This is a genomic window from Plantactinospora sp. DSM 117369 (assembly GCF_053764795.1).
Genome location: NZ_CM132446.1, coordinates 8,974,280 through 8,996,692 on the forward strand (window position 1 = coordinate 8,974,280; position 22,413 = coordinate 8,996,692).

Below are 22,413 nucleotides of genomic sequence, written 5' to 3' on the forward strand. Positions count from 1 at the left end.
GAGGACTGAGTTGAGGCCCATCCGCTCCGCGATACCCGCGCTGCTCGCGTCGGCCATCCTGGCAACTTCGCTGACCGGCTGCCAGTTCGGCGCGCCGGAGGAGGAGACCGGGGAGATCGTCATCGGCGCCGACCTGGAGCTGTCCGGCGCGGCCCCACAGGTGGGTAAGGCCTACCAGCGGGCCCTGGAACTCAAGGTCGAGCAACTGAACGAGTCCGGTGCGCTGGGCGGTCGCCGGGTCCGCCTGGAGGTCCGGGACAACAAGTTCGACGCCAGCATCTCGGCGACCAATATCGGCGATTTCACCGCTAATCCGGCAATCAGCGGCATCATCATGGGCAGTTGCAACGACTGCGCCATCGGTGCGGCGAAGACGGTGAAGAGCAAGCAGGTTCCGACGATCGCGCTCGCTCCGGCCAGTGACGTGGCCGCCCCGGGGCCGGACCGGGAATACATGTTCAAACTCGGCCCGAACGCCCGCGACAACGTCGCCGCCATCGCCGCCGAACTCCGTGCCCGTAAGGTCAAGACGGTGGCGCTGCTGCACACCGCCGACAGGTACGGCACGGAGGGCGCGGCGACGCTGGCGAGCGAACTCGTCGGCGTCGAGGAGGACTCGACCGACATCCCGATCCTGGCGAAGCGGTCGGTGAAGGTGACCGACACCGACGTCAGCCAGGCGGTGGAGGCGCTCGTGTCGGAAGAGCCGGAGGCGATCATCGTGTGGACCCCGGCCGACCAGGCCAACCTGGCGATCGCGAGCCTGAAGGGCGAGGGCTACAAGGGCCACGTCTTCTTCGACGCGGTGGCCGCCGGCGACCTCTTCATCGGCAACAGCGGCAGCGCGGCGGAGAACACCACGATGGTCTTCACCCAGACCATGGTGATCGACGACGTGATCGCGACCACCCCGGCCAAGGCGGCGAGCAAGCAGTGGTTCCGGGACTACACCGCCCGGTTCGGCGGCTACTACGGATACTCCTCGTTCGCCGCCGACGCGGTGCAACTGATCGTGGACGCGGCGGTCCGGGCCGGCGGCGGCGAGGAGCCGGACCGCAGGCGCATCCGCAGCCTGCTGGAGACCGCGGAGACCGACGGCCTCTCCGGCCCGATCCGGATGACGCCGGAGAACCACTCGGGGCTGATGCCCCAGGCGTTAAGCCTGCTGGTGGCCCGGGGCGGCCGGTGGCGACTGGCCGGCTGAGCCGGCGCTCGACAACGCGGTCCGGCGGCGGGAACGGGTCTCGCCGCCGGAAGGCGTCCGGGATAGCCTGTCGACACTGTCGACCTGTCGAATGGGGTGGCCCAGCCATGATCCGACTCTCCGGAGTATCCCGGACCTTCGGCGGCCGGTCCGGTTCCGTTGAGGCGCTGCGGGGCATCGACCTCGACGTCGCCGAGGGCGAGTTCCTCGCGGTGGTGGGCCGCTCCGGCTGCGGCAAGTCCACCCTGCTGCGCCTGGTGGCCGGCCTGCTGCCGGTGACCGAGGGCGAGATCCGGGTGGCGGACGAGGTCGTCACCCGGCCACGGCGGGACATCGCCATGGTCTTCCAGCGGCCGGCGCTGCTGCCCTGGCGGTCGGTGCTCGACAACGTGCTGCTGCCCACCGAGATCTTCGGCTGGAGCAAGGCCGCACACCGCGAGCGGGCCCGCGGCCTGCTCTCGATGGTCGGGCTCAGCGAGTTCGAGAAGCGGCTTCCGCACGAGCTCTCCGGCGGCATGCAACAGCGGGTGTCGCTGTGCCGTGCCCTGATCCAGCAGCCGAAGGTGCTGCTGATGGACGAGCCGTTCTCCGCCCTGGACGCGCTGACCCGGGAGGAGTTGTCGGTCGAACTCCAGCGGATCCACATGGAGCACTCGGCGACGATCCTCTTCGTCACCCACTCGATCGACGAGGCGGTGCTGCTCGCCGACCGGGTCGTCGTACTCAGTCCGCGGCCCGGGCGGATCCGCAAGGTGCTCGGCATCGACATCCCGCGTCCCCGCTCGCTGGGCCGCAACGCGCACTTCGAGGACGTCGCCCGGGCCAGCGCGGAGCTGCACGAGCTCCTGCTCGACCACCCCGAGGGCGAGGCCGGGCTGGCACTGAGCCGCAGCGGCCAGGCCGACCAACAGCACTGACCCGACGCTCAACCACGCTCCGTAGCCTGTCGCGTACTACTGCCTCACCCGCGTCCAGCCCAGGGTGGCGGGCCCGGGTGGGGGTGCGTAACGTGCCCGGCATGGCCTACCGGACCTGGGGCAGAGTGCTGCTCGCCGCACTCCTCGTCGGGATAGTCAGCGGCGCCGGCCAGCTGGGGATCGCGTACGGGCTCGGCCTCGTCCGCTTCGACCGCGGCTTCGACGCGGCCACGGCGAACCAGTGGCCCGCCCAGCTTGTCTGGGTCGGCTGGTTCGCCATGGTGGCGGCCGTACTCGGCGCGACGCTGGCGGACCGGCTCGCCCGCAGGTACACCCTGCCCACCACGCTCGGCAATCGAGCGGCGATCTCCGCGCTGGCCGCCCTCGGCGCGCTCGCGGTCGCACCACTCTCCATGCAGCCCGCCCGGGCGGCCCAGGTCGCCTCGGCCGACCCGGTGACCCTGGCCGGCGTGGCCGCGGCGCTCGGTGCCGGGGTCGGGTTCCTCGCCGCCCTGGCCGCGCTCAGCCAGCGTCCGCTGGTCTGGAACATCGCGGCGGTGACCGGCACGGTCTGGTTCCTGGCGGTACTGTCCGTGCTCCCCTCGCTCGGCCCCACCGATCCGCTGCCCGCCGTACGGCTCGGCGGTGTCGACCCGAGCTGGTTGAGCGCTGGCACCAGCCAACGGCTGGCAGTCGTCACCATGCCGGCGCTGGCCCTGGTCGCGGGCGCGCTCACCGGTGCCCTGGCCCGGTGGCGCGAACTGTCGGTGCCCGTTGTCGCCAGTTGTGGGGTGGCGGGCCCGTTGATGCTCGCCCTGGCGTACGTCGTCGCCGGCAGAGGCGACTCGGCCGATGCCTACCAGGCGGCCCCGTACTGGGGAGCGCTGATCTCCGTCGGTGCGGGCGCGCTGGGTTCGGTACTGGCGGCCTGGGCCCGCTGGCCGCTGACCACGACCGCCCCCGAGGAAACCGCCGAAGCCGGCTCGTCCGCCGAAGCCGACCCGTCCGCCACCGCAACAACGCCCGGCGGTACCGCCGGAACGATGCCAGGCGACACCGGCACCGCCGGCACGACGCCGGCCGGCAGCGGCACGACGCCGGCCAGCAGCGGTGCCAGCGACGCGCCGACTGTGATCATCCCGGCGGCGAACCCGACGGCCGGCGGCGCCACCACCGGCACAGCGGCACCCGGCGGCGCCACTGCCGGCGGTACCTCGGCCGGCCGGACCTGGCGACTGGAGATCCCGAGCGGCGAACCCCGGACGGGCGGCACCGGCGCCAGCGGTGACCGGCTTACCGGGACGGCACCGGCCGGCACCTGGCCGCCTTCTTCGGCGGTGGACGGGCGGACGGTTGGTGAATCGGCCGAGCCGTCCCGGGAGCCGGCGCCGAGTTCGGGAAACTGGTCGTTCGACATCGGGTCGTTCGACATCGGCAGCGGCATCCCGACTCCACGCGTCCCGACGGAGGATTCCGCGCCCACCGAGCGGTTCGGTGCATCGGCCCCGACCGTGCCCGAAAGCGGTCAGCAAAGCGCCACAGAACCAGTCAGCCCGGGCAGCGGCGGGCCGGCCACCGATTCGGGGGACGCCGGGTTCCCAGCCGGTTGGGCGGGTGCCGGTCGACTGCGTACCGAAGACTTCTGGCCGACCACGACACCGCCGGCGACAACACCTGGGGCATCGGCGACCCCTGCGGCGACCACACCGGCAGCACCGGAGTCGCCGGCAGCACCGCCACCGACGGTCTCGACGCCACCAACGGCTCCGGCGCCATCAGCGGCAACGCCCCCGCCATCACCAGTGACGCCGAACCGTAGCGACGAGGACTGGGACGCCTTCGCGTCGGTCAGCCGCCCCCGCCTCGACCGCCGTGAACCCTCCACCGACCCCGCCCACCGACCGGCCGACGACGGCGCTGCTGGCACCACCGGCCGCAGTACCACCAGCCTCAATGCCAGCAGCCCCGGCAGTTCCGGTGTCGGGAGTTCCCACCTCAGCGGTTTCATCGCCGGTCCCCCGGGGGAGAGCACCGGGCGGGCCGGGGACAACCGGTCGTACCCGAGCGAGCCCACAGCGACACCCGGCAGGACTCCGGCGGGGCCGGGCGGGATCAGGGCGACACCGGGCCGGGACTCTGTCGGATCCGGCGGGGCGGCCGCCGGGCTGCCCGAACCGGGCTGGAGCCGGACGGAGCCGAGCGGAGCGGACCCGGACCGGACCGAGCGGATCCCGCCCGTTCCGGTGGTCTCCGGTGATTCCCCGGTTCGGCCGGCATCGGAACGCGGCGCGCGTCCGGCCGACCCCGTCCCGGAGACCACCGCCGAGGTCACCCCCGAGCCTGAGCCCGAGCCCGCGACCGGAGACGCCGAGCGGCCGACCGGGCGAATCCGTCGCGGCCTGTTCCGGCGCAACCGGGGCAACGCCGACCCCGAGCAGACCGACATCGTGGAGACCGGCAAGAGCGGGTCGACGCAGGACAAGAGCGAGTCGACGCAGGACAAGAGCGAGTCGAAGCGGCGGGAGGCGAAGGGCCGCAACCGTAGTGAGGAACCGGTGCCGGCCCGCGACGAGGAGTACGTCGACTGGGTGAGCGGGCTCAGCGAGCCAGACCCGACCGCCGACGACCTCGGGCTGGACCGCAGCGTACGGCGATCACTGCGCTCGACCGGCCGCCACCACGCCGACTGACCGCTGTCGCCTCCGGACGGGCGCGACCCCGGCTCGACCTGGACTACCGAGGCGTATCCCCGCCCCGGTAACGCCTCCGGCGTCCAGGTCGAGCGTCTCTGGCGTCCAGGTCGAGCTTCTTCAACGCCCAGGTGGTGCGTCTTCGGGAGTCCGGGTTACCGGTGGCGCGGGCAGACGGAGGGCCGGAAGGGGCACCGGGCGGGCAGCGGCCCGTCAGGCCAGGGGCAGGTACACCTTGCCGCCCGAGGCCAGGAACTCGGTCGACTTCTCCTGCATGCCCTGCGCCGCGTACTCCTTCAGTTCCTGGGTGATCTTCATGGAGCAGAACTTCGGACCGCACATGGAGCAGAAGTGCGCCGTCTTGGCGGGCGTCGCCGGCAGGGTGGCGTCGTGGTACGCCCGTGCCGTCTCCGGGTCCAGCGACAGGTTGAACTGGTCCTCCCAGCGGAACTCGAACCGCGCCTTCGACAGCGCGTCGTCCCAGGCCTGCGCCCCGGGGTGCCCCTTGGCCAGGTCTGCGGCGTGCGCCGCGATCTTGTACGCGATGACCCCCGCCTTGACGTCGTCCCGGTCCGGCAGTCCCAGGTGTTCCTTGGGGGTGACGTAGCAGAGCATGGCGGTGCCGAACATGCCGATCATCGCGGCACCGATCGCCGAGGTGATGTGGTCGTACGCCGGGGCGATGTCCGTGGTCAGTGGACCGAGGGTGTAGAACGGCGCCTCGTGGCACAGCTCCTGCTGGAGGTCCACGTTCTCCTTGATCTTGTGCATCGGCACGTGCCCCGGCCCCTCGATCATCACCTGTACGTCGTGCTCCCAGGCCACCGAGGTCAGTTCCCCGAGGGTACGCAGCTCGGCGAACTGCGCCTCGTCGTTCGCGTCCGCGATCGAGCCGGGCCGCAGGCCGTCGCCGAGCGAGAACGTGACGTCGTACCGGGCGAGGATCTCGCAGAGTTCGGCGAAGTTGGTGTAGAGGAAGTTCTCCTCGTGGTGCGCCAGGCACCAGGCCGCCATGATCGAGCCGCCCCGGGAGACGATTCCGGTGACCCGGTTGACCGCCAGCGGCACGTAGCCGAGGCGTACCCCGGCGTGCACCGTCATGTAGTCGACGCCCTGCTCGGCCTGCTCGATCACGGTCTCCCGGAAGATCTCCCAGGAGAGCTTCACCGGGTCGCCGCCGACCTTCTCCAGCGCCTGGTAGATCGGGACGGTGCCGATCGGCACCGGGGAGTTGCGGATGATCGCTTCCCGGGTCTCGTGGATCCGCTTGCCGGTGGAGAGGTCCATCACGGTGTCCGCGCCCCACCGGGTCGCCCAGGTGAGCTTCTCCACCTCCTCGGCGATCGAGGAGGTCACCGCCGAGGTGCCGATGTTGGCGTTGACCTTCACCAGGAAGCGCTTGCCGATGATCGCCGGCTCGCACTCCGGGTGGTTCACGTTGAGCGGCAGCACCGCCCGGCCGGTGGCGATCTCCTCCCGGACCACCTCGGCCGGCATGCCCTCGCGGACCGCCACGAACTCCATCTCCGGGGTGACGATCCCGGCCCGGGCGTAGCCCAGTTGGGTGGGTCGGGCACCGTCCCGACCGGCGAGTGGAGTCCCGGCGCCGCGTACCGGGGCCACGTCGCCCCGTTCCGCGATCCACGCCCCGCGCAGCGGCGGCAGCCCCTCTGCCGGGTCCGACCCGGGACCGGACGTGTCGTAGAGCCGGACCGGCGGTTCGTCGCCGGTCAGCTCGACCTCCGCGAACGGCACCCGGACGTCCGGACGCGCCCCTGTCACGTACACCTTGCGACGAGCCTTCATGACTTCCTCCTCGTGCTGGATGGACCGGACCCGCTGGATGGACCGGACCCGCCGCCGGCCGCCGCCGCACCGGACCAGCCGAAGTGGTCCAGCGGCCCGTGACCGCTCCCCAACGACCAGGTGCGGGCGCCGAGCAGCGCGCGGGTGACGTACTCCTTGGCAAAGGCCACCGCGTCCGGCACCTGGTCACCGAGCGCCAGCCGGGCGGCGATCGCGGCGGAGAACGAACAGCCGGTGCCGTGGGTGTTCCGGGTCGGCACCCACGGCCGGCGCAACAGCCGCACCTCGGTACCGGTGCAGAACGCGTCGACCGCGCCGCCGAACGCCTCGGCACCGCCGGCCGCCAGCCCCGAGTCGTCGACGTCACCGCCGGTCACCACCACGTACCGGGGGCCGCCCGCGGCGAGCTGCCGGGCCGCCTCCGCCATCTCGTCCGGCCCGGAGACCGCACGGCCGAGGATCGCCGCCGCCTCCGCCCGGTTCGGCGTCGCCACCAGGGCGTACGGCAGCAGCCGCTCGATCGCCCCGACCACGCCGAGCCGCGCTCCGCTGGTCGAGACGAGCACCGGGTCGACCACCAGGTTGGGCAGCAGGCCGTCCCGGGCCGCCCCGGCCACCGCAGCGGCGACCTCCGGGTCGCCGAGCATCCCCGTCTTCACCGCCAGCGGAGGCATGTCCTCGACCACCGCGTGCAACTGTGCGGTCACCATCTCGGCGGAGACCGGGAAGACCGCCCGTACCTGATGGGTGTTCTGCGCCGTGACCGCGGTCAGCACCGAGGTGCCGTAGGCCCCGAGCGCGGCGAAGACCTTCAGGTCGGCCTGGATGCCGGCGCCCGCCCCGGAGTCCGAGCCGGCCACGGTCAGCACCACCGGCGGCGTCACCGCGCCCACCCCGAGCTGGCCGGCAGTGCACGGCCGTCGGCCCGCGCCTCGACGACGCCGCTCCGCACCTCGACGACGCCGGCCCGCGCCTCGACAGTGTCACTCCGCACCTCGACGGCGTCGGCCCGCGCGGCGGCGGCGCAGAGGTCGCGGACCAGCCCGGCCGGGTCGCCCGAGCGCATCACCGCACCCATCACCGCCACCCCGACCGCACCAGCCGCCAGGCAGGCGTCGACCTGCTCGGGGGTGCCGACGCCGCCGAGCGCGACCACCGGCACCGGACTGCGCGCGACCAACCCGGCCAGGCCGTCCGGACCGAGCGGTGGGCCGTATCCAGGCTTGGACGGGCTCGGATAGACCGGCGAGAGTGTCACATAGTCCTCGGTGGAGACCCGGCCCAGCTCGACCAGGTCGTGGCAGGAACGGCCGACCAGCGGCAGCGCTGGCGGCGGGTACGGGCCGGCGGCCGGCAGGTGCACCGCGTCGCCGTCGAGCGGGTCCGGCCCGGCGACCAGCAGGGTGCCCTGCACCGGGGCGAGGATCGCCCGCAGCCGCCGGGCCAGTTCGAGCCGCTCCGGCCGGGGCAGGTCCCGCTCCCGCAGCAACACCCACCGGGCCCCGCCGTCGACCGCGGCCCGCACCACCTCGTCGAGCGGCCAGTGCGGCTGCCACCGGTCGGTGACCAGCACGATTCCCCGTGGCCCGGTCACAGCTCGGGCCGCCCCTCGTCCGGAGTGGATGCCAGCGCGTGGAAGCGCCGGGGAATCCGTCCCGCACCGGCGGCCAGCCGGCCCGCCTCGACGGCGAACCGCATGGCGGTGGCCATCCGTACCGGATCGGCCGCCCGGGTCACCGCGCTGGCCAGCATCACCGCATCGCAGCCGAGCTCCATCGCCAGGGCCGCGTCCGAGGCGGTGCCGACGCCCGCGTCCAGGATCACCGGTACGTCCACGTTCTGCCGCAGCAGCCGCAGGTTGTGCGGGTTGGTGATGCCCAGCCCGGAGCCGATCGGCGCACCCGCCGGCATCACCGCGGCACAGCCGAGGTCCTGCATCCGGCGGGCCAGCACCGGGTCGTCGGTGACGTACGGCAGCACCGTGAACCCGTCGGCGACCAGCCGCTCGGCGGCGGTGGCCAGCTCGACCGCGTCGGGCAGCAGGGTCCGCTCGTCGCCGATCACCTCCAGCTTGACCCACGACGTCTCGAACGCCTCCCGGGCGAGCTGCGCCACGGTGACCGCCTCGGCGGCGGTACGGCATCCGGCGGTGTTCGGCAGCAGCCGTACGCCGCATCGGCCGAGTACCTCCAGCAGGCCGCCGCCCATGGTGGCGCCGCTGTCGATCCGGCGCAGCGCGACGGTGACCAGCTCGGTACCGCTGGCCCGGATCGCCTGTTCCAGCACGTACGGGCTGGTCGCCCCGCCGGTGCCGAGGATCAGCCGGGAGCTGAACTTCTCACCCGCGAGCACGAACCCCGGTTCGGGATCGGGAAGTGGTTCGGGATCGGGACGTACGGACGACATGCTGGGGTCACCCGCCCTGGGCCGCGGTCAGCACCTCGACCCGGTCGCCGTCCCGGAGCAGCCGGGCCGGCCAGCCGCCGCGCGGCACCACCTCGCCGTTCACCGCGACCGCCACGCCCCGGTGTGCGCTGGTGATCCGCTCCACCAGGTCCGCCACGGTCAACTCGCCGGGCAGCCGCTGTTCGACTCCGTTCACGGTCAGCTCCACCGCGCCCTCCCTACCTGGTCGTTCCGTCGTCCGGTCCCGGCCTCCCGCCGACCGCCGGCCCACTGCCACCGCCCAGCCCACTGCCACCGCCCAGCCCGCCGACACCGCCCGGGCCGGCACCAGCGCCACCCGGCCGGCCGGCACTACCGGTACGCGCCGGGCCGCCGACACCGCCGACACCGCCGACACCGCTGGCGCCGCCGGCGCCGCCGGTGCCGGCCCGGCCACCGAGCGCCGCCGGAGTGCCGAACCGGGCCGGCGACAGCGGCGCGAGCGCCGGATCCGGCACTCCGGTGGCGAGCAGATCGGCGATCAGGTCGGCGGTGAGCGGGGTGAGCACGATGCCGTGCCGGAAGTGCCCGGCCGCCACCAGCACCTCGGGCCGATCCGGCAGCGGACCGAGCAGCGGTGCGTTGTCCGGCGTACCGGGGCGCAGCCCGGAGCGCGCCTCGACCAGCTCGTACTCGGTCAGTTCCGGGATCACGTCGGTGGCGGCCCGGAGCAGGTCGAGTACCGCTCCGGCGGTGACGTCGAGGTCGGCGCGCTCCTCGACGGTGGCCCCGACCACCACCTCGCCGTCGGTCCGGGGCACCAGATAGACGTGCCGGCCGTCGGCGTGGCCCCGGATCACGTGCCGGAAGCCGGGTGCCGCACCGCCGGGCGCGCGCAGCCGCAGGATCTGTCCCTTCACCGGCCGGATCGGCAGGCCGGTCAGCGCCGCCGTGCCGCAGCCGGCCGCGACGACTGTCGCCGCCGCGTCCAGCTCCGTGAGGTCCCGGACCGGCCGGGGCAGCAGGGTCGCCCCGGCGCGTTCGACGGCGACCCGCAGCGCGGTGACCAGCCGGCGCGGGTCGACCTGGTGGTCGCCGGGGGCGAGCGCGCCGCCGCGCAGCCGGGTGGCCAGCAGCGGTTCGCGGTCCCGCAGCTCCGCCGGCCGCAACGGGGTCACCGGCAGCCCCAACTCCCGCTGGTACGTCCAGAGCCGTTCCGCCTCGGCCAGGTCGTCGGAGGTGAGCGCTACGGTCAGCGTCCCCTCGGTCCGGTAGCCCAGGTCCAGCCCGGTGTACTCGGCGAGTTCGGCGGCGAAGCCCGGCCAGCGGGCCGCGGACTCGACGAGCAGTCCGGTCAGCACCCGCTCGCCGAAGTAGGTCTCGGCGACCGGGGCGAGCATTCCGGCCGCCACGTCGGAGGCGCCCGAGCCGGGCGTGGCGTCGTACACGCTGACCCGCATGCCCCGGGCGGCGCAGCGCCAGGCGACGGCGAGCCCGATCGGGCCACCGCCCACCACCGCCACGTCCGCCCGGCCGCCCCCTACCGTTGAACCTTTTTCCAGCTCCCCTTGCGGTCGGGCGGACCGCAAGGTCCGACGCGGTGCGTGGGCGCCGCGCGGTCCAGGTGGAAAAAGGTTCATTCCTGGGCCCCCGCACCCCGAGCCGAGAGCGGGGAACCGCGCCGGGGGTTCCACCCCGGCGATGCTCCCCGTTCCGGATCGGGTGGGGGCGGGTCGGTGTGCAGGGCGGTGAGGAGGGCGGCGGTGGCCCGGGCCGGGTCGGCGGCGCCGGAGACGGCACCCACCACGGCCACCCCGTACGCCCCGGCGGCCAGCAGTGCGGGTACCCGCTCGGCGGTGATCCCGCCGATCGCGATCACCGGTACCGGCACCGCCGAGGCGACCCGGCGGATTCCCTCCGGGCCGATCGGCGCGGGCAGTCCGTCCTTGGTGGAGGTGGCGTGACAGGGGCCGACGCCGAGGTAGCTGGCGCCGGCCGCGACCGCCGCCGCACCCGTGCGCGGGTCCCGGGCGGTCGCGCCGAGCACGGCGGTCGGGCCGAGCACCCGGCGGGCGGCGTCGACCGGCAGGTCCCGCGCACCGACGTGCCCGCCCGCCGCCCCGATCGCCAGTGCGAGGTGCAGCCGGTCGTTGACCAGGCAAGATGCCCCGACGGCGGCACACCGGCGGGCGACCTCGGCGGCCAGCTCGTACGCCGTCCGGTCGTCGATGTCGTCCTCGACCCGGACCTGTACGACCAGTTCGGGGCCGGCGACCGAGAGGGCCGCGTCGACCACCGCGAGCGGATCCCGCCCCGGCCGGGTGTCGGTGATGAGGTGAAGTCGTCCGATGTGTAGCACGGCAACGCTCCTCCCTGCGCCGGCATTACCCGGATCAGGTTCGACGGTCGGGGGCTCGACAGCCCCCCTCTCAGCCCGGTCCACCGGGCTCCCGTGGGTTACTTGTCGGCGAGCGTACGCGCCTGGTCACGGATCCGTAAAGGGCCGTGATAAATCGCACAGTGTCAGCACTCGACCACTACTGCCGTTCCAGAGCCGCGACCGCGGCCCGGTGGATATGTCTGTCCTATCCGGATCATTCGCGCTCGTTACACAACCGTTACCCGAATTAACCTCACCGCCGTATTCCGAGCGGCCGGCAGGCGCCCCTAATTTGTTCAATCACAAGGCAAAATTCGACGGCCGGTGCTTCGGCGAGTTCCGGGCGTACCTCCACCCCCCGTGGCGGTCTTCGGCGTACCGACCCGGGATCCCCCTGTCCTCACCGGACCAAGGAGATCCTCCGTGTCCAGTCCCGGCCGCTCCGGCGGCACATCGCACCCCCCGCAACCCCGTCGCAGACTCCTTCGCGGGCTGGTCGGCGCCGCCACGGCCGTGCTCCTCGGCACGACCGCGCTGACCGCCACCCCGGCCTCGGCCGCCCCGGCGGTCCTGCCACAGGCCCTGGCCCCCGTCAAGCAGACCCCGGCACTCAACCTGGCCCCCCAGGCCGAGCCGTTCAGTGTGCTGGTCTTCTCCAAGACGGCCGGCTTCCGGCACGACTCCATTCCGGCCGGCATCGCCGCCATCCAGCAACTCGGCGCGGAGCACGGGTTCACCGTCGACGCGACCGAGGACTCGACCGCCTTCACCGACGCCAACCTCGACAGGTACCAGGCGGTGATCTGGCTCTCCACCACGGGCGACGTGCTGAACGCGGAGCAGCAGGCCGCCTTCGAGCGCTACGTCCAGGCCGGTGGCGGATACGTCGGGGTGCACGCCGCCTCGGACACCGAGTACGACTGGCCCTGGTACGGCGAGCTGGTCGGGGCGTACTTCGCCTCGCACCCGGCCAACCAGCAGGCCACCATCAAGGTCGAGGACCACGCGCACGAGTCCACGAACGACCTGCCGGCACAGTGGTCCCGGTACGACGAGTGGTACAACTTCCGCGACAACCCGCGCGGCGACGTGCACGTACTCGCCTCGCTGGACGAGACCAGCTACGCCCCCGGCGCCGGGGCGATGGGTGCCGACCACCCGTTCGCCTGGTGCCAGGACTACGACGGTGGCCGGGCCTGGTACACGGCCGGCGGCCACACCCAGCAGTCGTACGCCGAGCCGGAGTTCCTGGACCACCTGCTCGGCGGCATCCAGACCGCGGCCGGTGCCGTGGAGGCCGACTGCTCCGCCTCGCTGACCAGCAGCTTCGAGAAGATCACCCTGGACAGCAACACCAACAACCCGATGGAGTTGGACGTCGCCGCCGACGGGCGGGTCTTCTACATCGAGCGGGACGGCCGGGTCCAGATCATCAAGCCGGACACCGGCACCACGGTCACCGCCGCCGACCTCGACGTCTTCACCGGCAACGAGGACGGGCTGATCGGCATCCGGCTCGACCCGGACTTCGCCACCAACAAGTGGGTGTACCTCTACTACGCCCCGAACGGCGGCGCGGCCCGCAACTACCTGTCCCGGTTCACCGTCGTCGGTGACACCCTCGACCTGGCCAGCGAGAAGGTCGTGCTCCAGGTGACGACGCAGCGGAACACCTGCTGCCACGCGGGCGGCAGCATGACGTTCGACAGCGCCGGCAACCTCTATCTGGCCACCGGGGACAACACCAACCCGTTCGAGTCGAACTCGTTCACCCCGATCGACGAGCGGCCGGGCCGGCAGGACTTCGACGCGCAGCGCAGCTCCGGCAACACCAACGACCTGCGCGGCAAGGTGCTGCGGATCCACCCGGAGGACGACGGGACGTACACGATCCCGCAGGGCAACCTCTTCGCGCCGGGCACCGAGAAGACCCGGCCGGAGATCTACGCGATGGGCTTCCGGAACCCGTTCCGGATCGGCATCGACCCGTTGACCAACACCCTCTACGTGGCCGACTACGGCCCGGACGCCGGAGCGGCGAACCCGGACCGCGGTCCGGAGGGGACGGTCGAGTGGAACGCGGTCGGGCAGGCCGGCAACTACGGCTGGCCGTACTGCCACGGGGCGAACTACGCGTACAACGACTACCAGTTCCCGTCCGGGCCGAGCGGGGCGAAGTTCGACTGCGCCGCGCCGGTGAACAACTCGCCGAACAACACCGGGCTGACCAACCTGCCCCCGGCGATCCCGGCCACCGTCGACTACGACTACAGCGGCAACCCGCTCTTCCCGGAGATCGGCGGCGGCGGTGCCCCGATGGGTGGGCCGGTCTACCGGTACGACCCGGAGAACCCGTCCGAGCGCAAGTGGCCGGCGTACTACGACGGCAAGGCGATGTTCGGCGAGTGGAACCAGAACAAGATGTACGCCTTCCAGGTCGCCGAGGACGGAAAGTCCCTGGTGGACATCAACCAGTTGCTCACCGGGATGACCTTCATCCGGCCGATGGACTTCGAGTTCGGCCCGGACGGCGCGCTGTACCTGATCGAATGGGGCAGCGGCTTCGGCGGCAACAACGACAACTCCGGGGTGTACCGGATCGAGTACATCGCCGGTGACCGGGCGCCGATCGCGGTCGCCACCGCCGAACCCACCTCCGGGCCGGCCCCGCTGACCGTGGCCTTCTCCAGCGAGGGCTCCCGGGACCCGGACGGCGGCCCGATCACCTACGCCTGGACGTTCGGGGACGGCGGCACCTCGACCGAGCCGAACCCGACGCACAGCTACGCCGCGGCCGGCAACTACACCGCCCAGCTCACCGTCACCAACGACACCGGCCGGACGGCGGTGGCGAACGTACCGGTGACGGTCGGCAACACCGCCCCGACGGTGACCATCGAGTTCCCGCCGGACGGCGGCTTCTTCGACTGGGGCGACCAGGTGAAGTACACGGTCAAGGTGACCGACCCGGAGGACGGGGAGATCGACTGCACCAAGGTGAAGCTCCAGTCGTTCCTCGGCCACGACGAGCACGCCCACCCGATGGGCGAGCAGTTCGGCTGCGAGGGCTCGGTGCAGACCGCGCTCGCCGCCAGCCACGGCGCCGACGCCAACGTGTTCGCGGTCTTCGAGGCCACCTACACCGACGGCGGCGGGGCCGGCAACTCCAACCCGCTGACCGGCCGGGCGATCGAGCAGTTGCAGCCGAAGCGGAAGCAGGCCGAGTACTACTCGGCGACCGGCCGGGCGCCGGGCGCGGTCGGCGGCGGTGACCCGGGCGTGCAGACCCAGGCCACCACCGACGTCGAGGGCGGCTTCGAGAACATCGGCTGGGTCGAGGACGGCGACTACTGGACCTTCGACCCGACCAACCTGACCGGCATCACCGGGTTCCGGTTCCGGGCCTCCTCGGCCGGCGGCGGCGCCCGGATCGAGGTACGGTCCGGTGCGGCCGACGGGCCGGTGCTGGCCACCGCCACCGTGCCGGACACCGGCGGCTGGCAGACCTTCACCAACGCCACGGCCGAGCTGGCCACTCCGAGCACGGCAAGTGGCCCCCTGTTCTTCGTAGCGCGCAACCCGGTCGGAGCCACCGGCACGGGAGCGATCGTCAACGTCAACTGGGTCGACTTCCTCGGTCGCGGCGTCACCGACAACGCGCCGCCGACGGTGACCGCCACCGCCACCCCGACCACCGGCACCGCGCCGGTCGCGGTGAGCTTCGACGGCACCGCCAGCGACGCCGAGGGCGACGACCCGCTGACGTACGCCTGGGACTTCGGGGACGGGGGCACGGCGACCACCCTGGACGCCACGCACACGTACACCGGCCCGGGGACGTTCACCGCGACCCTGACCGTGACCGACGCGCGCGGCGCGGCCGCGTACGCCACGGTGACGGTGCGGGTGGAGGCGCCGAACACCTCGTGCTTCGGGGCCCGCTCGGACGACTTCGACGGCGGCGAGCTGGACAAGGCCCGCTGGTCCACGGTGGTCCGGGAGAACCAGCTCTACGGTGTGCGGGGCGGCTCCCTCGTCCTGCCCACCTCGGTCGGCGACCTCTACGGCACCCGCAACGACGCCACCAACGTCGTGTTGCAACCGGCGCCGAGCGGTAGCTGGCAGGCCACCACCAAGCTGAGCCTGGCGGCGGTCGCCGACTACCAGCAGGCCGGCCTGATCGTGTACGGCGACGACGACAACTACGCCAAGCTGGACCTGCTGTACGGCGGCAGCCGGCGGATCGAGTTCATCCGGGAGACCGCCGGCACCCCGCGCAACGAGAGCGGCGACTCGGCGGCCGCACCGGCCGGTGACTCGATCTACCTGCGGCTGACCAGCGACGGAGTGAACCTGACCGCGGCATACTCGGCCGACGGGCAGACCTTCACCCCGGTCGGCCGGTCGGCGGCGCTGGCCGGCATCGACAACCCGAAGGTCGGGCTGTTCGCGTTGAACGGTGGCAGCACCGCACCGGTGGTGGATGCCAGCTTCGACTGGTTCCAGATCACCCCAGACGAGCCGGCCGGCGAGGTGACCCCGAACGACGAGTTCACCGGGACCACCCTGGACAAGTGCCGGTGGGACGGGATCATCCGGGAGGACCCGGCGAAGTACCGGGTCGCCGACGGCGCGCTGCACATCGACGTGCCGAACGGCGACATCTACACCGGCAACAACACCGGGCCGACGAACTTCGTGCTCCAGACCGCCCCCGAGGGCGACTGGACGATCCAGACGAAGGTCGACGGCAGCAGGCTGAACGAGCAGTACCAGCAGGCCGGCCTGATGGTCTACGGCGACGACGACAACTACCTGAAGTTCGACTTCATCGCCGACAACCAGGTGGGCCAGCCGGTGACGCGGCGGATCGAGTTCCGCAGCGAGATCGCCGGTACCGTGCAGGACCCGCAGCCGCAGGCGACGAACCTCACCGAGTCGGTGTGGCACCTGCGACTGGCGAGATCGGGTAACGCCTACACGGCGGCGTACTCGGCGGACGGGACGACCTGGACGGAGTTCGAGCCGCTGACCAACGCCGCGGTGGGTGCCACGCCGCGGATCGGTCTGTTCAGCCTCGGTGGAGCGCAGACCGCGTCGAAGACCGTCTCGTTCGACTACTTCCGGCTCAGCACGGAGGCCGTCGACGAGGCCGCCCCGGTGACCACCGCCACCGTGTCGGGGACCCCGACCGGCGGCTGGCACACCGGCCCGGTGACGGTGACCCTCGCCGCCACCGACAACGCCGGGGGCAGCGGGGTGGCCCGCACCGAATACCAGCTCGACACCGCGACGACCTGGAGCGCGTACGCCGAGCCGGTGCTGGTCGCCGGGGACGGCCCGCACACCGTGCGGTTCCGTTCGGTGGACGAGGCGGGCAACGTCGAGGAGGCGAAGTCGGTCGAGGTGAAGATCGACGCCACCGCGCCGGTCAGCACCGCCGCGTTCGCCCCGCCGACCGACGACGGCTGGCACAGCGGCACCATCCCGGTGACGCTGGCCTCGACCGACGCCGGTGCCGGGGTGGCCAAACTGGAGTGGTCGCTCGACGGCGGTGCGTGGACGGCGTACACCGAGCCGGTGAACGTGGCCGGGGACGGGCAGCACGAGCTGCTCTACCGGGCCACCGACGGTGCCGGCAACGCCGAGACGCTCAAGTCGGCGATCCTGAAGATCGACGGCGCGAAGCCGACCGTGCTGGTCTCCGGGCTGGCCGACGGCCAGCTCTACGGCGACAGCCAGGACGTCCGGGTGAACTGGTCGGCGGTCGACCCGACCTCCGGCATCAAGGCGACGGTCGGCACGCTGGACGGCCGCCCGTACCAGCCGAACACCCTGCAGGCGATGTACGAGCTGCCGCTCGGCCTGCACGAGCTGACCGTGACCGCGACGGACAAGGCCGGGAACGTGACGACCTCGACCGTACGGTTCTTCGTCACCACCTCGTTCCGGGACATGCAGATGCTGCTGGACCGGTTCAAGGCGACGAGTCGGCTGTCGGCCAAGGCGCACAAGCAGTTGTCGGGCAAGCTCGACGCGGTCCGCCAGGCGGAGGCGAACGGCAACGACAACCGGGCGATCACGCAGCTCGGTCAGTTCAAGGCGCTCGCCGCGGACGCCGGGCTGGTCACCGAGGCAGAGATCCGGGACGTGCTGATCCGGGACGCCGACGCGATGATCGTCCGGCTGGGCGGCAGCCCGAGCGCCTCCGGAGTCAGGGCCAACGACGGCAAGTCGGTGCAGGGCACCGGCCGGCTGGTCGAGGACCCGACCCGGGTGAAGCGGGGCGGAAAGCTCTGACCCGGGAAGTTCGGCACGTCAGGTAAGCGCGGGGGCGGTCACCATTCGGCGGCCGCCCCCGTACCCGTCCGGCGGACGATCCGCCGGGAAGGAGTACCCCGAATGCGACGTCGACCCCCGACAGCACCCCGGCAACTCGTACCACTGCTCTGCGCCCTCTTCCTCGCCGTCGGGCTGCTCCCGGCGGCACCGGCCGCCGCGCACGGCGGCAAGATCAAGCTTGCCGTCGCCGGCGACGGCGCGACCGGAGTGACCGTGCAGGCCAGCTACCAGGACGGCCATCCGGTGGACAACGGCGTACGGCTGGTGTTGACCGCCACCGCCGAGGGCGGCCGGACGGTCGGCCCGCTCCAGCTCAACCCGGCCGGCGAGGGTGAGGGCTTCTACAGCACCGGGCCGGTCCTCACCCCCGGCTCCTGGCAGGTCACGGTCAGCGCGCCGAAGCCGAACCCCGCCGAGGTACGCGTGGTCGTGCAGGCCCGGGCCGCGCAGGCCGCTCCACCGGCGCCCGCGCCGGGTGCGGCCGGCGCACCGGACCCGGCCGACCCCACCACCTGGCTGTGGTGGGTGGCCGGGGCCGCGGTGGCGCTCGCCGCCCTCGCCACCCTCACCGCCCTTGTGGTACGCGCCCGCCGCCGCCCCTGACCCCGCGCGCGTCGACCGCACTCGATCGCCGCATCACCCACCTGGACGCCAGCTGCGCTAGCCGCCTCGGGTAACGCCTCTGGTGTCCAGGTCGGCGGCGTCAACTCCGGCGGGCCGGGTCCGGAGTCAGAGGAGGGCGCGCAGCGCGGTGAGGTCGTCGGGGGTGGGCTGCCAACAGCCGGCGTTGGCGTTGGCGCGTACCTGGTCGGGGGTGGTGGCCCCGGCGATCACCGAGGTCACCGCCGGCTGGGCGGCCAGGCCGCCGATCGCCACGTCCAGCAGGGAACGGCCGCGCTCGGCCGCGTACTTCTCCAGCGCCTCGATGGTGTCCCACGGTGCGGAGGCGAGCCGGGCGGCGTACCTCGGGTTCGGGCCGGCGAGCCTGCTCTCCGGCGGCGGCTGCGCGCCCCGCTTGTACTTGCCGGTGAGCAGCCCGTCGGCGAGCGGGAAGAACGGCAGCAGGCCGAGTCCGAAGTGCTGGGCGGCCGGCACGACCTCGGTCTCCACGGCCCGGTTCAGCAGGCTGTACTCGTTCTGCGCGCTGATGAAGGGCGTGCGGCCCCGGGTACGGGCCGTCCAGGCCGCGTCGGCGATCTGCCAGCCGGCGAAGTTGGAGTTGCCGAGGTAGCGGACCTTGCCGGCTCGGACCAGGTCGTCGAGCGCGGTCAACGTTTCCTCGATCGGCGTACCCGGGTCCGGCTCGTGCATCTGGTAGAGATCTATGTAGTCGGTGCCCAGCCGGCGCAGGGACGCCTCGACCGCCCGCGCGACATAGCGTCGGGCGCCCCGGGCGCCGTGGTCCGGCCCATTCATCCCCGACATGCTCATGCCGAACTTGGTCGCCAGTACGACGTCGTCCCGCCGGCCGCGCAGCGCGGCACCGAGTTGCTCCTCCGACCCACCGTGCGGCTGGCCGTAGATGTCGGCGGTGTCGAAGAAGTTGATGCCGGCGTCGAGGGCCGCGTCGACCACGGAGCGGGTGCCGGCGGCATCGAGCTTGCGGCCGAAGTTGTTGCACCCGATCCCGACGACGGACACCACGAGCCCGGAGTCGCCCAACCGGCGGTAGGTCATCTCAGTCACGAGATCAACCCTATGCCGCCGGCGCCGGCCCGAGAATCCGCACCGCACTCCGCTCACCCCGAGCAGGGGAGGACCATTTTAGAAAATGATTCGGCGTTGATTCACATCCGTGAAGTCGACTGGCGCACTGGCGCGTCGCGTGCGTACGCCGGAAATTGCTATATCGTGGGCACGGATACGGCGACCTCTGCGATAACCCCATGCCGTTCACGGTCGCCGCGCGAGGCGTCGAAAGGCGGGTTCACATGGCGGTGAACGGCCGATTCGACCGGCCCGACACGGAGATGTCCGTCGTCCCTGCCCAGGTCAGCAGGGAGAGCAACGCACCGATCGAGGTTACCGTCGTGCTGCCCTGCTACAACGAGCAGGCGCACGTGCTGGCGGAAATCGAGCGCATCTGCGCGGCAATGGACGCCAGCGGCCTGCATTACGAATTGCTGGCGATCGACGACGCCTCCACCGACGACACGTTGGAGATCCTGCGCGAGGCGACCGGCCGATTCCCCCGGCTCCGGCTGCTGGCGTTCCATCGCAACGGCGGTTCCGGTACCGCGCGCCGGATCGGCACGGAACAGGCCCGGGGTGCCATCGTGGTCTGGACCGACGCGGACATGACCTATCCCAACGAGCGGATCCCCGAGTTCGTCCGGCTGCTGCTCCGGGACCCGCACGTCGACCAGGTCGTCGGCGCCCGCACGAGCGAGCAGGGCAGCCACAAGTTCCTCCGGGTACCGGCGAAGTGGTTCATCCGCAAGATCGCCGAGCGGCTGGCCGGCACCCGCATCCCGGACCTCAACTCCGGGCTGCGGGCGTTCCGCCGGGACGTGTCGCTGCCCTACCTCCGGCTGCTCCCGCCCGGCTTCTCCTGCGTCACCACCATCACGATGGCCTTCCTGCACAACCAGCACGACGTGCACTACGTGCCGATCTCCTACGCCCGCCGGTCGGGCTCGTCGAAGTTCCACTTCGTCCGGGACGCCTACCGCTACTTCCTGCAGGTGCTCCGGATGGTGATGTACTTCAACCCGCTCAAGGTGCTGATGCCGCCGTCGCTGCTGCTGCTCGCCGTCGGCTCCGGGAAGGTCGTCTACGACCTGGTCGCGCATCCGGTACGGATCGCGACCAACACCGTACTGCTGCTCTGTGCCGGCCTGATCGTCGGCGCGGTGGCGCTGCTCGCCGACCTGATCGTGCGGTCCAGAATCGACTGGCCGCCCGGAAACCGCTCGTGAACGAGGCGGTGGGGTCCGCCGCCGCGCTGCTCCGGGTCCGGGGCATCGGCCTGCGGGTCCGGGACACGGTCGCCCGGGTACGCGAGAGCAGGCCGGCGGCGCCGGTCGGGGAACCGGAGGTGCCGGCCGACGACCCGCCCGGGTCGGACCTCCGCCGGGTCGAGCGGTGGGGCTGGGCCGGCGTCGCCGCGATCACCTGCCTCGTCGCGGTGACCTGGATCCCGCTGCTCGGCATGCCGTTCGGCGACAACCACCCGGGTCGGATCATCGGCCGGTACGCGCTGCAGCTGCGGAACCTCCACGAACAGGGCATCCTCGGCTCGCACTTCGGTGCCGACTGGCTCCCGTACGCCTCGACGCCGTACGCGCACCACCCGCCGCTGTTCAACCTGCTCACCGCGCTGACCGGCCTGCTGCCGGGCGACGACGAATACCAGGTGTGGCTGCCGGCGTACCTGCTGGCCCTGCTGATCATCCCGGCCGGCGCCGCACTGCTGCGCGGGCTCGGCCTGCACTGGTCGGCAACCCTGCTGGCGCTCGGCCTGATGGTGGCCACCCCCTTCTACTGGATCTACAGCCCGCTGATGTTCGACCTGGGGCCGATCCTGGCCCTCTCCGCCCTGGTGGTACGGCTGCGCGCCCGCCCCGATCCGGCCCGCCGGCTCGTCGCCGGGGCCTGCGTCGCCGCACTGCTCACCACCCTGGTCTCCTGGCCCGGCGTCGGGTTCGCCGCCGTACTCGGGCTGTGGCTGCTGGCGACCCGCCGGGTCGACCGGGTGACGGTCCTGGTCGGCGCGAGCATGCTGGCCGGGGTGGCGATCAGCCTCACCTTCGTGGTCGGGGTGACCGGGATGCAGATGCTCGGCGGGCAGGCCGAGCTGCGCAGTACCGGTGGCGGCTACACCGTGCGGCAGTTCCTCCGCCGGCAGTGGCGGTACGCGTACGACCTGCTGCCGCTCTGGTACCTCGGCGCGCTGCCGATCGGTGCGGTCGTCGGGCTGCTGGACCGGCGTACCCGGGTCTACCTGGCGATGGCGGTCGCGTTCACCGGCGCCTGGATCCTCGGGCTGAGCAACGGTGCCTTCGTGCACTCGTACTGGTCCTATCCGATGCTGGTGGTCGGGCTCGTCGGGATGGGCGTGCTGCTGGACCGGCTCGCGGCCCGGCTCACCGGCCGGACGACCGGAGACGGGCTCGACGTCTCCGGCCGGGCGGACGGACTCGACGGGTACACCCGGAAGGACGAGTTCGGGGGCCGCCCGGAGGACGGTGGCGACCTCCGGCCGGCGGGTGAGCGGATCGCCGGGATGCCGGCGGCGGTGCGTCGGTTCGTCCGGACCAGGCGGCGGCTGGCGGGGCGGCGGGTCCGGGTGACCGCAGCGGCGCTGGTCGGGACGGCGCTCGGGGCGTACCTCGGGATGCTGGTCCTCGGCCCGGACCGACAGCGGCTGCTGGACGAACCGGCCCAGGCCGGCCGGCTCGTGGCCCGGCATCCACCACCGGCCGGGCAGCGGTACGCCTGGGTCGCCGGCACGGGCGCGACCAGTCCACGGTGGCTCGCCTACTACTGGCGGCTGAAGCCCCGGCTGCTCACCGCCGCGACGCTGCACACCGAACCGACCCGCCCCGAGGACCTGGTCCTGGTCAACCTCCGCAACCGCCCGGACTGGTTGCCCGAGTCGGCCGAGGCGCGGGCCGTGGCGCGGGACGGGCCGTACGCGCTCTTCCCGGTCGCCGTGCTCACCAGCGCCGCCAATTCCTGATCCCGCAC

At 72.4% G+C, this 22,413-nt stretch carries 13 protein-coding genes, 2 pseudogenes and 1 riboswitch; of the genes and pseudogenes, 7 read left to right on the forward strand and 8 right to left on the reverse strand.

What is annotated here, in order from left to right:
- Positions 1–10 precede the first annotated feature (10 nt).
- The 3 genes from ACSMXO_RS38420 to ACSMXO_RS38430 all read left to right on the forward strand — a co-directional run bounded on the left by ACSMXO_RS38420 (position 11) and on the right by ACSMXO_RS38430 (position 4,811).
- The gene (locus ACSMXO_RS38420) at positions 11–1,204 is read left to right on the forward strand and encodes an ABC transporter substrate-binding protein (RefSeq protein ID WP_455415739.1); all 1,194 of its coding nucleotides are present in this window, start codon (positions 11–13) and stop codon (positions 1,202–1,204) included.
- Positions 1,205–1,311: 107 nt separating this feature from the next.
- Positions 1,312–2,121 (forward strand): ABC transporter ATP-binding protein, encoded by an 810-nt coding sequence (locus ACSMXO_RS38425; RefSeq protein WP_346258284.1) that lies wholly within the window; start codon positions 1,312–1,314, stop codon positions 2,119–2,121.
- Between the two features lie 101 nt (positions 2,122–2,222).
- A complete protein-coding gene (locus ACSMXO_RS38430; RefSeq protein WP_455415740.1) occupies positions 2,223–4,811 on the forward strand; it encodes a hypothetical protein in 2,589 nt (862 codons plus the stop codon).
- Positions 4,812–5,024: 213 nt separating this feature from the next.
- Here ACSMXO_RS38430 and thiC read toward each other — a convergent pair whose 3' ends face one another.
- The 7 genes and pseudogenes from thiC to thiE all read right to left on the reverse strand — a co-directional run.
- A complete protein-coding gene (gene thiC, locus ACSMXO_RS38435) occupies positions 5,025–6,617 on the reverse strand; it encodes a phosphomethylpyrimidine synthase ThiC (RefSeq protein WP_346258286.1) in 1,593 nt (530 codons plus the stop codon).
- Positions 6,618–6,688: 71 nt separating this feature from the next.
- Positions 6,689–7,501, reverse strand: a pseudogene (gene thiD / locus ACSMXO_RS38440) (bifunctional hydroxymethylpyrimidine kinase/phosphomethylpyrimidine kinase); the annotation flags it as partial.
- The gene (locus ACSMXO_RS38445) at positions 7,498–8,211 is read right to left on the reverse strand and encodes a thiamine phosphate synthase (RefSeq protein ID WP_455415741.1); all 714 of its coding nucleotides are present in this window, start codon (positions 8,209–8,211) and stop codon (positions 7,498–7,500) included. The pseudogene thiD and the gene ACSMXO_RS38445, both read right to left, overlap by 4 nt.
- Positions 8,208–9,023, reverse strand: coding sequence for a thiazole synthase (locus ACSMXO_RS38450; protein ID WP_455415742.1), 816 nt, complete (start codon positions 9,021–9,023; stop codon positions 8,208–8,210). The genes ACSMXO_RS38445 and ACSMXO_RS38450 overlap by 4 nt, the downstream gene beginning before the upstream one ends.
- A 7-nt stretch (positions 9,024–9,030) precedes the next feature.
- Complete coding sequence (gene thiS, locus ACSMXO_RS38455; RefSeq protein WP_346258290.1) at positions 9,031–9,231, reverse strand: sulfur carrier protein ThiS; 201 nt, start codon at positions 9,229–9,231, stop codon at positions 9,031–9,033.
- A gap of 10 nt (positions 9,232–9,241) precedes the next feature.
- A complete protein-coding gene (gene thiO / locus ACSMXO_RS38460) occupies positions 9,242–10,564 on the reverse strand; it encodes a glycine oxidase ThiO (RefSeq protein ID WP_455419408.1) in 1,323 nt (440 codons plus the stop codon).
- Positions 10,565–10,743: 179 nt separating this feature from the next.
- Positions 10,744–11,352: pseudogene (gene thiE, locus ACSMXO_RS38465) on the reverse strand (thiamine phosphate synthase); the annotation flags it as partial.
- Positions 11,353–11,355: 3 nt separating this feature from the next.
- Positions 11,356–11,466: riboswitch (TPP riboswitch) on the reverse strand.
- A gap of 339 nt (positions 11,467–11,805) precedes the next feature.
- On the opposite strand from thiE, the gene ACSMXO_RS38470 reads away from it, so the two are divergent.
- Entirely contained in the window at positions 11,806–17,682 is a 5,877-nt protein-coding gene (locus ACSMXO_RS38470) for a ThuA domain-containing protein (RefSeq protein WP_455415743.1), read from the forward strand.
- A 102-nt stretch (positions 17,683–17,784) separates the two neighbouring features.
- Complete coding sequence (locus tag ACSMXO_RS38475) at positions 17,785–18,327, forward strand: hypothetical protein (RefSeq protein WP_346258292.1); 543 nt, start codon at positions 17,785–17,787, stop codon at positions 18,325–18,327.
- A gap of 126 nt (positions 18,328–18,453) precedes the next feature.
- Here the strand turns inward: ACSMXO_RS38475 and ACSMXO_RS38480 are convergent, their stop codons facing one another.
- Positions 18,454–19,401, reverse strand: a complete 948-nt coding sequence (locus ACSMXO_RS38480; RefSeq protein WP_346258361.1) for an aldo/keto reductase — start codon at positions 19,399–19,401, stop codon at positions 18,454–18,456.
- A gap of 293 nt (positions 19,402–19,694) precedes the next feature.
- Here ACSMXO_RS38480 and ACSMXO_RS38485 point away from each other — a divergent pair, with 293 nt between their 5' ends.
- Both ACSMXO_RS38485 and ACSMXO_RS38490 read left to right on the forward strand, forming a co-directional pair.
- The gene (locus tag ACSMXO_RS38485; RefSeq protein ID WP_346258293.1) at positions 19,695–20,642 is read left to right on the forward strand and encodes a glycosyltransferase family 2 protein; all 948 of its coding nucleotides are present in this window, start codon (positions 19,695–19,697) and stop codon (positions 20,640–20,642) included.
- Positions 20,639–22,405 carry an ArnT family glycosyltransferase gene (locus ACSMXO_RS38490; RefSeq protein WP_455415744.1) on the forward strand — a complete coding sequence of 589 codons (1,767 nt, stop codon included), beginning with the start codon at positions 20,639–20,641 and terminating at the stop codon, positions 22,403–22,405. The genes ACSMXO_RS38485 and ACSMXO_RS38490 overlap by 4 nt, the downstream gene beginning before the upstream one ends.
- The last annotated feature ends 8 nt before the right edge of the window (positions 22,406–22,413 follow it).

Bases quoted from the DNA above. Each gene is read 5' to 3' on its own strand.
- ACSMXO_RS38425 (WP_346258284.1), top strand. From the start codon at position 1,312: ATGATCCGACTCTCCGGAGTATCCCGGACCTTCGGCGGCCGGTCCGGT.
- ACSMXO_RS38430 (WP_455415740.1), top strand. From the start codon at position 2,223: ATGGCCTACCGGACCTGGGGCAGAGTGCTGCTCGCCGCACTCCTCGTC.
- thiC (WP_346258286.1), bottom strand. From the start codon at position 6,617: ATGAAGGCTCGTCGCAAGGTGTACGTGACAGGGGCGCGTCCGGACGTC.
- ACSMXO_RS38450 (WP_455415742.1), bottom strand. From the start codon at position 9,023: ATGTCGTCCGTACGTCCCGATCCCGAACCACTTCCCGATCCCGAACCG.
- ACSMXO_RS38475 (WP_346258292.1), top strand. From the start codon at position 17,785: ATGCGACGTCGACCCCCGACAGCACCCCGGCAACTCGTACCACTGCTC.
- ACSMXO_RS38480 (WP_346258361.1), bottom strand. From the start codon at position 19,401: ATGACCTACCGCCGGTTGGGCGACTCCGGGCTCGTGGTGTCCGTCGTC.
- ACSMXO_RS38485 (WP_346258293.1), top strand. From the start codon at position 19,695: ATGTCCGTCGTCCCTGCCCAGGTCAGCAGGGAGAGCAACGCACCGATC.